General features: G+C 37.3%; 13 protein-coding genes, 1 pseudogene and 1 other annotated feature. Of the genes and pseudogenes, 10 read left to right on the top strand and 4 right to left on the bottom strand.

Annotation, left to right across the window (positions count from 1 at the left end; translation table 11 throughout):
- The first annotated feature begins 68 nt into the window (after positions 1 to 68).
- The 9 genes from G3O09_RS03045 to G3O09_RS03005 all read left to right on the top strand — a co-directional run bounded on the left by G3O09_RS03045 (position 69) and on the right by G3O09_RS03005 (position 9,848).
- Entirely contained in the window at positions 69 to 1,562 is a 1,494-nt protein-coding gene (locus tag G3O09_RS03045; protein WP_163099975.1) for a M81 family metallopeptidase, read from the top strand.
- A gap of 11 nt (positions 1,563 to 1,573) precedes the next feature.
- Entirely contained in the window at positions 1,574 to 2,050 is a 477-nt protein-coding gene (locus G3O09_RS03040; RefSeq protein WP_163099973.1) for a GNAT family N-acetyltransferase, read from the top strand.
- Positions 2,051 to 2,735: 685 nt separating this feature from the next.
- Positions 2,736 to 3,272 (top strand): hypothetical protein, encoded by a 537-nt coding sequence (locus G3O09_RS03035; RefSeq protein ID WP_240338316.1) that lies wholly within the window; start codon positions 2,736 to 2,738, stop codon positions 3,270 to 3,272.
- A 228-nt stretch (positions 3,273 to 3,500) separates the two neighbouring features.
- Complete coding sequence (locus G3O09_RS03030) at positions 3,501 to 4,022, top strand: YfiT family bacillithiol transferase (protein WP_163099969.1); 522 nt, start codon at positions 3,501 to 3,503, stop codon at positions 4,020 to 4,022.
- Positions 4,023 to 4,113: 91 nt separating this feature from the next.
- The gene (locus tag G3O09_RS03025) at positions 4,114 to 4,386 is read left to right on the top strand and encodes a DUF1292 domain-containing protein (protein ID WP_163099963.1); all 273 of its coding nucleotides are present in this window, start codon (positions 4,114 to 4,116) and stop codon (positions 4,384 to 4,386) included.
- Between the two features lie 163 nt (positions 4,387 to 4,549).
- Positions 4,550 to 4,803: a binding site (T-box leader), on the top strand.
- A 122-nt stretch (positions 4,804 to 4,925) separates the two neighbouring features.
- The gene (trpS, locus tag G3O09_RS03020; protein WP_163099961.1) at positions 4,926 to 5,915 is read left to right on the top strand and encodes a tryptophan--tRNA ligase; all 990 of its coding nucleotides are present in this window, start codon (positions 4,926 to 4,928) and stop codon (positions 5,913 to 5,915) included.
- A 135-nt stretch (positions 5,916 to 6,050) separates the two neighbouring features.
- Positions 6,051 to 8,111, top strand: a complete 2,061-nt coding sequence (gene ptsG / locus G3O09_RS03015) for a glucose-specific PTS transporter subunit IIBC (protein WP_163099959.1) — start codon at positions 6,051 to 6,053, stop codon at positions 8,109 to 8,111.
- A gap of 113 nt (positions 8,112 to 8,224) precedes the next feature.
- Complete coding sequence (glsA, locus tag G3O09_RS03010; protein ID WP_205439593.1) at positions 8,225 to 9,154, top strand: glutaminase A; 930 nt, start codon at positions 8,225 to 8,227, stop codon at positions 9,152 to 9,154.
- A gap of 169 nt (positions 9,155 to 9,323) precedes the next feature.
- Positions 9,324 to 9,848 carry a tubby C-terminal domain-like protein gene (locus G3O09_RS03005; RefSeq protein WP_163099957.1) on the top strand — a complete coding sequence of 175 codons (525 nt, stop codon included), beginning with the start codon at positions 9,324 to 9,326 and terminating at the stop codon, positions 9,846 to 9,848.
- 305 nt (positions 9,849 to 10,153) lie between these two features.
- Here the strand turns inward: G3O09_RS03005 and G3O09_RS22940 are convergent.
- From G3O09_RS22940 to hpt, 4 genes and pseudogenes are all read right to left on the bottom strand, one after another.
- Positions 10,154 to 10,327 (bottom strand): annotated as a pseudogene (locus G3O09_RS22940) (transposase); the annotation flags it as partial.
- Positions 10,328 to 10,515: 188 nt separating this feature from the next.
- Positions 10,516 to 10,638 carry a hypothetical protein gene (locus G3O09_RS22935; protein ID WP_420850320.1) on the bottom strand — a complete coding sequence of 41 codons (123 nt, stop codon included), beginning with the start codon at positions 10,636 to 10,638 and terminating at the stop codon, positions 10,516 to 10,518.
- 171 nt (positions 10,639 to 10,809) lie between these two features.
- Complete coding sequence (locus G3O09_RS02995) at positions 10,810 to 11,637, bottom strand: protein-glutamine gamma-glutamyltransferase (protein ID WP_163099955.1); 828 nt, start codon at positions 11,635 to 11,637, stop codon at positions 10,810 to 10,812.
- A gap of 145 nt (positions 11,638 to 11,782) precedes the next feature.
- Positions 11,783 to 12,310, bottom strand: a complete 528-nt coding sequence (gene hpt, locus G3O09_RS02990; RefSeq protein ID WP_163099953.1) for a hypoxanthine phosphoribosyltransferase — start codon at positions 12,308 to 12,310, stop codon at positions 11,783 to 11,785.
- A 304-nt stretch (positions 12,311 to 12,614) separates the two neighbouring features.
- On the opposite strand from hpt, the gene purT reads away from it, so the two are divergent.
- Entirely contained in the window at positions 12,615 to 13,769 is a 1,155-nt protein-coding gene (purT, locus tag G3O09_RS02985) for a phosphoribosylglycinamide formyltransferase 2 (protein WP_163099951.1), read from the top strand.
- Positions 13,770 to 13,774 lie beyond the last annotated feature (5 nt).

The following is a 13,774-nucleotide window of genomic DNA, read 5'->3' as shown; positions in this document are numbered from 1 at the left end:
CTGCTTAAGGGCGACGATGGTGCCCCAGAATGGACACCTACTTTTTTCTTAACAGAAGGAGTGGCCATATGAAGAAATATAGAATTGGGATTGCATTTTTTTATCATGAATCCCATAGTTTTGCCCCTTTAAAAACCGATATCCAGGCATTTTATAATGAGGGATATTTCAAATCGGTCGAAATATTTACTGCGTATACTGACACTAAAACTGAAGTCGGTGGCTTTTTGGATGTATTGAAGAGAGTTGACGAGGTGGAAATTGTCCCTTTATTATGTGCAGCTGCCACGCCTTCAGGTACTGTAACGAATGAAGCATATCTTCAAATTGAAAAGGAAATGTTGTTTGAAATTCAGAAGGCAGGCCAGCTTGACGGTTTGCTCCTTGCCCTACATGGTGCAATGGTAGTCGAAGATATTTTTGACCCTGAAGAGAAACTGTTACACGAAATTAGAAGTTTGCTAGGAAACGAAATTCCAATCGCGACCACTTTAGATATGCATGCAAATCTCAGCTCAGAAATGATCAAACATACTCCCTATCATTTCGGCTATAAAACATATCCTCACGTCGACATGTATGATCAAGGAGTGAATGCAGCAAAAATCATGCTGGAGCATTTACTGGAAGGAAAACGCTATGAAGCTGCCTTCATCAAGCTTCCAATGATGCCACCTTCAATCAATATGAGGACGGAAGAGGGGCCCATGCAGGTAATGGTTGACCTAGCAATCACTATGGAGGGCAATGATTTTATCAAAAATGCATCGGTCTTTGGGGGATTTCCTTATTCTGATATTCCAATGGTTGGGGCAAGTGTCCTTGTCATTGCGGAAAATAAAGTGAGTGCTAAAAAAGCAGCAAAGGAACTGGCAAAGAAGTATTGGGATTTAAGACAGGACTTTATTATGAAACTTCCGACAGTGAGTGAAGGTATGAAACTAGCCTTATCAATGAATGAAGAAAAACCGATTGTCTTGGCAGATATTTCTGATAATCCTTTAAGCTGTGGGAGTGGTGATACGACCGCGTTATTAAGGGAGTTTATTAGAATTAATCACCCTAGGAGTTTGTTTGGAGGTTTGACGGACCCCGAATCCATAGAAAAATGTAGGAGGGCTGGGGTAGGTGGGACGGTTGAATTAAAGTTGGGAGGAAAGACTTCCCCTGAATTCGGAACTCCTGTCGAAGTGCATGCAAAGGTCATTTCCCTATCAGACGGAATATTTTTCAATAGTGGTCCATTCAATCAGCATTTACGTGTCGATGTTAAAGGTGCTGCCTATATTAAAATAGGGGAAGTCGACATTTTGTTGATCGGACGGCCCATGTCAGCAAATGATCCTGAAATGTTCCGCCATATCGGCATCGAACCAACCTCCTATCGTATCCTTGGTATGAAGGTAAAAAATCATTTCCGAGCAGCCTTTGACCCTCTAATCAGTAAAGTCATTTATGTAGATGCTCCTGGAGTTGCATCGAATGAATTAATGAATTTTCCTTATAAGAATATCCCAGATGAGATCTGGCCATTAAAAGATATTACGTATTTCATAGAATGAGGAGGATTAAGATGACTGTCATTGATAAACCTTTCTATATCGAAGTCCCTAAAAAATTAACTCCCGAGGAGCAAAAATTGATGATCGAGCTTGAAAGGGATGCTTTCCCTGGAACAGGTGCCGTCGATGAGCAAACACTTGTACCTATTGCAAGATACGGTAAACTTATCCTTTATCGGCAACAAGACGATGACAGGCCAGTCGCAGTTTGTGAGTGCATGAGAGATTATAATAATCCTGATAAAGCCTATATATTCGGGTATTATGTTAGATCGGATCATAAAGGGAAAGGCATCGGCAAGAAATTCTTACGAGAAGTTTACACCATCTTAAAGAACGATGGTTTCTCATTGGTCTGCTTGACTGTAAGTGTGAAAAACATTCCAGCAGTAAAGTTGTATGAAAGAGAAGGATTTGAGATTAAAGAAACGAGATACTCTGAATTCGGGAATGGGGAAGATCGTTATTATATGGAGAAATTATTATAGGATTAGTTTGCACCTCATATCTTGTTATGATATGGGGTTTTTTGTATAGGGTGGACCTAATTTAATTAGTGCCTTCTTGCATTAGAAATTGGTTAAGTCGCTGACTCCAAGTTAGAACCTACATTTATCAAGCACTCGAGTCCGTTTATTCAACACTCAATGCTAGATATCCTACACTTTTTGGTTTCTTTATCCAACTTTTTAAAATTTTTCCTACACTTTTTTGGAGAAACGGAGATATATCCATTTTTTATTGAATCTATCCACAGATAGAGAGGGTTATTCGCTAGTATTTTTATTTATCCATCACATTTCGTCCGAACAAAGTGTATATATCCTTAACTTCAAGTTACACCTCATTGATTATCCAATACTCAATGCAACTAAATTGCAAATTCCAAATTTTACAGGCTTTTGCTCCAGATTTTCAATGTTATACTAAAATATATTAGAATTGAGATTTTAGATATAGTGAGGGGATTTTATGAGAAGGGTGTTGCCTGCACAGATTGTTTCTCATAGTCAATTCGGGTATAAGAAATTACCTGCAAGTGTGCAATGTAAATGTCCAAAATGTAGTAGAACAAGCCTTTTTACTATAAAAGTTAATTATAATCAAACATGTAAATCCAGCATTCTTTCACATGGAGTTTGTTCGTCCTGCAAAGAAGAGTCAGTCTTTATCATGATTCTTAACCAAATGGAGCAAGTCAACGAAGAAAATGTACTTTATATATATGACCCCAACTCAGCCAAAGAACTTTTGACTCATCTAGAGAATATCAAAGATATTCCGGCTGATTTAACAATGGCTTACCGATCGGCTTTAAACGTAAGCGAATTCAAAGACTCTGTTGCCACTGTAGTCATGTCTAAGCGAGTCCTTGAAAGTATTCTTAAAAACTTTCTCGGTGAAGAAATTAAAGGGCAAAATCCTTCAAAGCAATTTGAACAATTGCAAAAGCATGATGATTTTGCAAGGCCCTTGCAATTTCTAAGTCAACTAGCCCAGCCTGGAAGTATCTTTTACCAGATGCTTGATCTTGAAAAAGAAATTGATCAAGAAATGGCTGCTTTATTAATGGAGCTTTTAGAGAGTTTAATCGAGTATTTGTTTATTCTTCCAAATAAAATAGAATTATTACAGTCAAAATTGGAGCAAAAACTTCTTCCAAATAAAATAGAATTATTACAGTCAAAATTGGAGCAAAAACTCCGATAACATAACTACTCCCCTTTATTGGCCAACATGGGTACTAATAGAGGGGTTTTTTATTATACTTTCCAGGTTTAACTTTTCTCATTAATTAATGAACATAGATTTCGTAGAATTATTGATTTTATTAAAGTGCCAGGCACCATCCATAGCTTTTCCAGATACCTAAAAAGGAGGATTCAAAAATAAATAGAATCTATAGATTTAAGTAATGTTTTATAAAGGGGAATGAAAATGGAGGATTTAAGATACCCAATTGGTAAGTATGTTTTTAATGAAGAAATTTCGAGGGAAACAATTGATACATGGATAGAAGAGATTTATAATACTCCTACAAAATTAAGACAAGCTGTTCAAAATTTAGGGGATAATCAGTTAGATACACCTTATCGGCCAGAGGGATGGACAATACGCCAAGTCATCCATCATTTAGTGGATAGTCATATGAATAGCTATGTGAGATTCAAACTAGCTCTTACAGAAGATAACCCTACCATTAAACCTTATTCTGAAGATCGATGGGCGGAGCTTCCAGATTCTAAACTACCTATTGAAATTTCTTTAGACTTATTAGGAGCCCTACATAAAAGATGGGTTTATGTTTTACGTAATATTAGTCCTACCGAATTAAAAAAGACTTTCCAACATCCTGATTCTGGAGAAATTACTTTAGAGCAAAATATTGGCCTTTATGATTGGCATTGTCGTCATCATATAGCACATATTACTTCCTTGCGTAAAAGGCTGAATTGGTAATTAAGTAAAATTTTTGTTAAGATTGGATTACTTTCTATCAGTTTGGGAAGATTTAAAGTAGAATTATTCTATACCGAGAGGAGAATGAGACATGGCAAAGGTTGAAGTTGGAGAAGTTTTTACAATTAGCGATGAGAATGATAATGAAAATGAAGTAGAAGTATTGGCAGCTGTTGATATTGAAGGAGCGGAATACGTTGCTGTCAGCTTTGTGGAGGATCTTCAAGAGGAAACAGAAGACGACATTGATATCTTCTTTTTGAAAGTAGATTCAGATGGAGATTTTACTGCGATTGAAAGTGATGAAGAATTTGATAAAGTTTCAGCTGCATTTGATGAATTAATGGACGAGGAAGAAGAGTAAAATTTCTTTGAGAGCAATGAAAAGATTGCTCTCTTTTTTTATAGTGTATTATCAAAATTATTATGCTTATTGAGGAATGTCACTATTTCCCATCTTTTTCAAAAAACTTAGTGATTTCTATTTACTAAGGTAATATACTATGAATAATATTATTTCGAACGAATAAACGATGTTGATGAAGTGTAAGTACGTATCAGATAGTGAGGTCCAGAGAGTCGGTGGTTGCTGTGAACCGATCCTCACCTGATACGGAATGGGCTTCTGAATCGCTCCGCTGAACCTAATTAGTAGGCGTTGCCGGGATTCTCTCTCCGTTATCAAAGAGAGGAGTATCGAAAGGACTTCTACCTTTCCGTACTTAAGAGTGAGTCGCATTGCGATTAATTAAGGTGGTACCACGAGAACCTCGTCCTTTTTCTGGCCGGGGTTTTTTTGTTTTTTAAATTCGAATTTCTTTAAGGGGGTGATGGTCTTGGAAGAAGGTTGGTGGTGGAGCTCTGAAAACAAAATACTAATCAGATTTATTAGGAGGATTTCATATGAAGGACCGTATTTTAACAGGGGATCGAATTACAGGAAAACTTCACCTTGGCCATTACGTTGGGAGTTTAAAGAATCGAGTGGAGTTGCAGCATAAATACGAAACATTTCTATTACTAGCGGATGTTCAGGCATTAACGACACATTTTGAACATCCTGGGCTTATCAAGGAAAACTTACGTCATGTAGCTATGGATTATTTAGCTGCGGGGATTGATCCAAATAAAGCGACTATTTTTGTACAATCCTTAATTCCAGAAATCGCAGAATTGACAGCCTATTATTCCATGTTTGTTACTGTGAATTCTCTACGCCATAATCCTACTATTAAAGCTGAAGCAAGGACACGTGGAAACAATGAGATGAATTATGGCTTCCTTGGATATCCCATTAGTCAAACTGCAGATATTACATTTTGTAAAGCTACATTGGTACCAGTTGGGGAAGATCAAATTCCCCATATTGAACAATCAAGAAAAATAGTCCGTCGCTTCAATCAACTGTACCAACCCATATTGGTTGAGCCCACTCCATTAGTTGGTGAAGTGCCACGGCTAATAGGTTTAGATGGAAGCAACAAGATGAGTAAAAGCATGGGGAATGCGTTGATATTGGATTCAACACAAGATGAAGCATCAGAGAAAATTAGAAAAGCAAAGACAGATCCCTCCCGAATTCATAAAAATGACCCTGGGCATCCAGATATTTGTCCAATCTACGCGTATCATCAAGCATTTCGAAAAGAAACATCCGATGAAATCTATGAAAGTTGTAAAAAAGGGCAAATTGGATGTATGGAATGCAAACAAAAAGTTGCAGGTGCCATTAATGAACTACTGGAGCCAATGAGGGACAGGAGAGTTGAATATCAAAAGAATCCGAAAAAAGTCGATGAGATTTTGATGGCGGGTACAGATAGAGCCCGTGAAATAGCGAAAGAAACTATGCAAGAGGTCCGTGAAGCTATGGGCTTGAATTACTTTTCATAATCAGGACATTCAAGCATAAGGGAAGAGCATGATTGATTTAAAATTTATAGGGTAATCTATCTCTATATGTTTTAAACAGTCCTCTTCTCTTATGCTTTTTTCTTTTTTATTGATTTAAACACAGGAGGTTCTGAAATGTTCAAAAGAGCTTTTGGCGTTTTGCAAAAAGTCGGGAAGGCGTTAATGCTACCAGTTGCACTTCTACCAGCAGCAGGAATCCTTCTAGCGCTCGGTGCAGCGCTTAAGAACCCTGCTTTATTAGAGTTAGCGCCTTTTCTTGATAACAGTGGGGTAGCAATGGTTGCATCTATCATGCAAAAAGCTGGCGACATTGTATTTAGTAATTTACCAGTCCTTTTTGCAGTTGGGGTAGCGGTAGGGCTTGCTGGTGGTGATGGCGTAGCTGGATTGGCTGCCATCATTGGATATTTGATCATGAACGTGACAATGGGGACAGCAGCAGGAATAACTGCAGAAGATGTCAATGGCCTTAATTATGCAAATGTATTAGGAATTCCAACTCTTCAAACTGGTGTATTTGGTGGAATTATAGTGGGGATTATAGCCGCAATGCTGTTTAACAGATTCTATGAAATCGAATTGCCATCCTATTTAGGCTTCTTTGCCGGAAAACGCTTCGTCCCGATCATAACGGCAGCTATTTCCCTCCTACTTGGTTTACTCATGCTTGTAATCTGGCCACCCATTCAAACTGGATTAAATGCCTTTTCACAAAACATGGTACATGCAAACTTGACACTTTCAGCATTTATTTTTGGATTAATTGAAAGATCTTTAATCCCGTTCGGATTACATCATATTTTTTATTCACCATTCTGGTTCGAATTTGGAGAATATGTGACGAATGCTGGTGAAACAGTCCGTGGGGATCAACGGATTTTCATGGCAGAAATAGCAGATAATGTTCAAAACTTAACGGCAGGTACCTTTATGACAGGGAAGTTCCCGTTCATGATGTTCGGATTGCCTGCAGCAGCTTTGGCGATTTATCATGAAGCACGCCCTGAAAAGAAAGTATTAGTCGGGGGTCTTATGGGCTCAGCTGCATTAACATCTTTCTTGACAGGTATTACAGAACCACTAGAGTTTTCCTTCCTGTTCGTAGCTCCTGTATTATTTGGTATTCATGCTATATTCGCTGGTTTATCCTTTATGATCATGCATTTATTAGATGTTAAAATTGGCATGACATTCTCAGGTGGGTTGATTGACTATATCCTTTTTGGATTAATCAACCCTCAAACAAATGCTTGGATCGTGATTCCGGTAGGGGCAGTATTTGCAATCATCTATTATTTTGGTTTCCGTTTTGCGATTCGCACGTTTAATTTAAAAACACCAGGACGTGAAGATGCTACAGAGGAAGAGGAGGTAGGCAAAAACCATAAAGGTGGAAACTTACCATACGAAATTCTTCAAGCAATGGGTGGGGAAAAAAACATCACTCACCTGGATGCATGTATCACGAGACTTCGTGTCTCTGTCAATGATGTTAACGAAGTCAATAAGGATCAATTGAAAAAGCTTGGTGCTGCTGGAGTGCTTGAAGTAGGTAATAACATTCAAGCTATATTTGGACCTAGATCTGAAACCATTAAAGGTCAAATGAAGGATATTATGGGCGGTAAAAAACCTCGCGTTGTAGAAAAGCCAACAAAAGGTGGAGTTGAACAACAAATAGAAGAAGTAAATCCAAAAGCCCTTCAGACCGAACATAAAGAGGAACGTTTCTATTCACCTATAAAAGGTGAGATTAAATCCATTACTGAAGTTCCTGATGCCGTCTTTTCTGAAAAAATGATGGGAGATGGATTTGCGATTGTGCCTTCTGAAGGAACGATCGTGTCTCCAGTCGATGGACAAATCATCAATCTGTTTCCAACAAAGCATGCCATAGGAATACTGTCTGATTCTGGTCGAGAGATATTAATCCATGTTGGAATAGATACAGTAAAACTAAAAGGGGAAGGCTTCGAGTCTCTAGTAAAGGAAAATGATCGGGTAGAGGTTGGTCAGATGTTGTTAAATGTGGATTTACATTATCTTAAACATCATGCACCTTCGATCATGACGCCAATTGTATTCACTAACCTTAAACCAGAGGAATCGGTGGTCATCAATAAAACTGGCAATGTGGAGTTAAAAGAAGAACATATCATTTCCATTACGAAGTAGTTCAAAAAAATCAGCCTCAAATAAATTGGGGCTGATTTTCAATTTTATAAAGTAAAGTTAGGTTACTTGGTTAAAATAACAAAAATGAATTGTGGTAAAGTTGGTGTTTCCAGATGAGTATACTCTCACAAGAGGAATTAAACGAATTAGTTTTGAATGCAAAAAAATTCACGAAACAGGGGAAATTAGCAGATTATATTCCGGCTTTACTGAATGCCAATAGAGATGACTTGTCGATTGCCATTTACCATCCAGATGGAGAATGTGTTTCAGCAGGAGATACTAGTGATAAGATGACACTGCAAAGTATCTCAAAAGTCCTTACCCTTGCATATGCTCTAATTGACTGTGGCGAAGATTATGTTTTTAGCAAGGTTGGCTATGAACCGACTGGTGATCCTTTCAATTCAATCATTAAGCTTGAAATTAACAATCCTTCCAAACCTTTGAACCCAATGATCAACGCAGGAGCGCTCGCAGTTGCACATATGATATATGGAAATACAGTCCTGGACCGATTTAATAAGATACTTTCATTCGTTAGAGAACTAAGTGGAAATTCAAAGGTCACTTATTCCGAAGAAGTCGCAAAATCGGAATTTGAAACGTCGTTTCTTAACCGTTCACTTTGCTATTATATGAAACAGCATGGAGTTATAGATGAAAAGGTTGAGGATTTAATGGATTTGTATACAAAAATATGTGCCATTGAAGTAGATTGCTTTGATTTAGCCAGGATTGGCATAGTATTCGCCATGAATGGCATAGACCCTGTGACAAATAGACGGATCATACCAGAGGAAGTGGCTCGAATATGCAAAACCTTCATGGTGACCTGCGGAATGTACAATGCATCAGGTGAGTTTGCAATAAGAGTAGGTATACCAGCGAAAAGTGGAGTGTCAGGAGGAATCATGGGTGCGATTCCCCATCGATATGGCTTAGGGATTCTCGGTCCTGCCCTTGATGAAAGAGGGAATAGCGTTGCAGGGTTGAAGCTCTTGGAGATGCTGTCATCAAAATATTCATTAAGTATGTTTTAATTCAAAAATAGGTTTCCATGTTCACTTTTCGAACATAAAAAGCAGCATGACATCTTGTAACAGATTGCCATGCTTTTTTTGTCTTATTTGGAAAATTGACCCTATTTAGTAGATTTTCCTGTATAATATATTATGTTTCTAAACAAAGAACGAGTAATAGGAGACCTATATGCAGAAATACACCTACGCACCTCCAATGTTAAAGCCTTCGATTAAGATGATTGATGTAATTGATGATCAAGGTAATGTAGTATGTAATTTCAAAAGAACGTACAAAAACTTTATGACAAAGATTGGGAATTACATATTTGACATTGATTGGTCTACTCAGATTGATGTATATACAAATGATAGAGATATAGTTTATCAGTGTAAAAAATTATCGCCGTGGTTTGGGAAGCCAAGCTATATAGTAATCAATTGTAAGACAAATGAGGATTATAAAGTAAGTTATAAATCATGGCAAAAAGTTGCACCTGAATTTCGGATTACAAATAATTCGAGTGAATTTATCGTAAAAAAGGAACTCATGGATTGGGCGAGATTTTATCATCAAGGTAAAGAAGTTGCAAGATGGAAAATGAAATCAACTGAATTGTTCAAGACATATTTAGAAATTGAAAGGGAATGCCCTATTCAAGAACCAGAGTTTTTTGTTTGTTTATTTCAATGTATTTTCTTTGTCGGAGACTAAAGTACAAATTTACATAAAAAGGAGCATTTCTCATGCTCCTTTCAGATTGTCGACAAAAGGTATCGAGAGTACGCTCTCTCGATACCTTTTGTCATTTTTGATATGTATGGTAGGCGAAAAGGTTGATTTCCGCTCCAGGCGCTTGCTTTCCAGGGGCGTTCGCCGAGCCTCCTCGTCGCTACCGCTCCTGCGGGGTCTCGCCTGTAACGCTAATCCCCCAGGAGTCAAGCGCCTTCCGCTCCAATCAACCAGTGTCCAAAAAAAATCAACTTAAAAACCTGTTCATTAAGCTTTATAAATCATCCTCAAGCAACTTTCCATGTCCAAGTTGCCAGTTTCTTTAAATTTTTGGATGTAAACGTAAGCATCGCCTGCATGGACAATATTTTCAATCCTCTTAGGGTTGTCCAACGCATACCATGCTTTTCCTACGCATCCGTAAAGACCCGTTCAATCGTTTCCTTACGCTTTGCATATATTTGGAAGAACGAGTAACATGTGATGTTCCAAAAGAAAATTCGTAATCGCTGGTGTTTTATAAGAAGCATCCGCCGCCAATGCAATAGGTTTTTGAACCTTTTCTATAATCTGTTCGACTAATGGCTTCAGGATATGACTATAGTGTATATTTCCTGGTGTCACAATCCTTCACACTACAAATCGCTTTTCATCTGTCGCTGCGTGGAACGAATACACGTTGGACTAACGGATAGATGAAGGTAAAATCAATAGCTGCATCGAGTTTTCGGACTAAGTAGTCTTGTGGAACAAGTTGTTCAATAGCCAGCATTTCTTATTGTTCACGTTCATTGATTTGATTTTTCGTCATCATCGCATATCACCTCAAAATTATGTACAATCAACTTCTTTCATTCTAAAAGAAAGAAGACTGAAGGCAAACCCGAAATCCTTCGAGTTTGTCTTCAGTCTGAAAGGAGCATTTCTCATGCTTCTTTTTATGTTATAAAAGATATATTTTTGAACCGACTTTGGAAATAATGATATCTGCAAAAATATTATATTTTCTTTTCGTAATCGGATAAAGATTTACGTTTCTTAATTGACTAATATTATATGCATCTACTCGTATAATATTTTCTGTAAGATAGGCTGATATTTTTGCATCTTTTTTTCTTTTCCTATTTAATACCCTAATCATACCCTCTTCCGTTTTTATACCTATCCCATGCCCATAGAAAAGACCTTCCTCTAATAATATTGAATTTTCACCTTTCCACTCTGGTGTTTCGGGATTATAATCGGGGTTTTTAAAATATAAAATATCCCCAGGCAAATAATCAGTCCCAACGCTATCTTTTAAAACTAAGTCTGGATCATACTGCCAATCATATAATACGAGGTTGGCAAAGTTACGATTGAAGGTGTTCGTATCTATTGTATCTAGGACTGCCTTATATAGAACGATTACGACAGCTGTTGCACATTCAAAAGCATATTTATCACTGTTTATAAAAATATCTTCGATTCCGGTCTGCGGTGTAACACCTTTTTTTAGTTCAAATGCCCCTTTTTCTGTAAGCCTCCAATATTTTTCATTACATTTTGATGTGCTGAAGCTTGCAAATTTAGCTGCACTTTTATATAAATTTGTAGCTTCAAGTACGGTATGGAGCCTAATTGCTAAGTCCCATTCTAGCTCCCACAAATATTGAAATTCATATCTCTTGTTATTTTTTGCCATCAAATGAAGGATATCGTAGGCTTCCGGCGGGAATCTTTCAAGGGAGATCTGACTTACATCGGTTTCTTTACCATTTATGAAAATCATCCTTCATCATTCCTTTTGGAAATACATGTATGATAAATAATATGTTTATTGTAAAGGAATAAAACTAAAATATATTATTGGTATCACAATTTAAGGGAAGGATACATTTCTTATTCAAAAAGTATCCTTCCCTTTATTTCATAGCCTAATATTCTTCCACCGTAGCGATATAAGGCAGATTTCTGTATTTTTGTGCATAATCAATGCCATATCCAACAATGAATTCGTCAGGAATAACAAAGCCAACAAAATCGACCATTAAGTCAACTTTTCTTCTTTCGGGCTTGTCTAAAAGAGTACAAATTTTGATTTGCTTAGGTTTATGCATCTGTAAATGGTCTCGCAAAAAATGTAAGGTTAGTCCACTGTCAATAATATCTTCAATAACTACTACATTCTGATTCGTAATATTAGCATCCAGATCCTTTAATAGTTTTACTTTACCAGAAGTTTCAGTTTGGTCGTTATAACTCGAAACTGAGATAAAATCAACTTTAATATCGCCTTGCATCTCACGGATTAAGTCAGCTGCAAATACAAACGATCCTTTTAGAACAATAATCATCACAATTTCTTCATTATTAAAAGAGGTCACAATTTCCTCTGCAATTTTCTTCACTCTTTCCTTAATTTCCGCTTCCGAAATCATTATATCTTTAACTTTGTATGCCATAAATTCAACCTTCTTTCTATTAAGGGTCTTAGTCTAATGGGTAAAGGAAATTTTTATAAAAAAAGTAAATTATTAATACCCATCTCTTAGTTTTTGTCCCAATTATGTATTCTCATTCAAACATTAGTATGGAATATCTGGTGTATCCCTAAAAAATCCGACAATCACAATTGTTCGTTTTTAAAGTGTAAATTTCCGATAATAAATATATGAAATCACGTTTATATCTGTAAAGACGATTAATTATAGTTTTTATTTATCTATAATTCGTTTATAATGGTAAAAAACCACTGAGGAGGACCCTATGTATCTCTCAAAAAAAATCTTATTACTTGGTTCAGGTGAATTAGGAAAAGAAGTGCTTTTAGAAGCTGCACGTCTTGGTGTTGAGACAGTTGCTGTGGATCGATATGAACATGCACCAGCCATGCAGGTAGCACAACGCAGTTATGTCATTGATATGCTTGATCCTAATCAAATTAGAGAAATCATTGAAAAAGAACAACCGGATTTGATTGTTCCTGAAATTGAGGCAATAGCCACTTCAGAGCTTATATTGTTGGAAGCTGAAGGATATCGAGTTATCCCTAATGCACGTGCGGCTAAGTTAACGATGGATCGTGAGGGGATTCGAAGATTAGCGTCTGAAGAACTAGGGCTACCTACAGCTAAATATCGTTTTGCTGAAACATTTGAAGACTTTACTCTTGCTGCTAAAGAAATCGGCTTCCCATGTGTGATCAAGCCTCTTATGAGTTCTTCAGGTAAAGGTCAGAGCGTATGTCGTTCAGAAGAAGAATTGGGAAGATGCTGGAATATTGCAATGGAGGGAGGAAGGGTTCAAAACGGGAGAGTCATAATAGAGGAATTCATTCAATTTGACTCAGAAATCACTCTTCTTACAGTTCGTGCAGTAAATGGGACAAAGTTCTGTGCACCAATTGGACATATTCAAAAGGATGGCGATTATATTGAATCTTGGCAACCACATAGGATGAGCGAAACTCAAACTCATGAAGCTGAAAGAATCGCAAAGACGATAACTGATGAGCTAGGTGGTTATGGCATATTTGGTGTCGAGTTATTCCTTTCTAAGGATAAAGTCTACTTCAGTGAAGTATCGCCACGTCCTCATGATACTGGGTTGGTTACTTTGGTCACACAAAACTTATCTGAGTTCGCTTTACATGTTCGCGCCATTTTAGGTTTTCCGATTACTGAAATCAATCTTCTAACCCCAGGAGCAAGTCGCCCACTTAAAACAGTTGACGAATTAAATGATTACACAATTAGTGGCGTGGAGAAAGCTTTAGCTTTTGAAAATACTCAAGTCCGTATTTTTGGGAAGCCTGTCACTAAACTTGGACGGAGAATGGCAGTTACATTGTCGACATCAGATACTACAGAAAAAGCCAGGGAAAATGCTAAACTAGCACTCAAACAAATGACCATTTCATAGTGAGA

Origin of the sequence: Peribacillus alkalitolerans (genome assembly GCF_010882125.1) — a bacterium.
Classification (GTDB): domain Bacteria; phylum Bacillota; class Bacilli; order Bacillales; family DSM-1321; genus Bacillus_BN; species Bacillus_BN alkalitolerans.
This window is presented reverse-complemented; position numbering and strand designations above follow the sequence as displayed.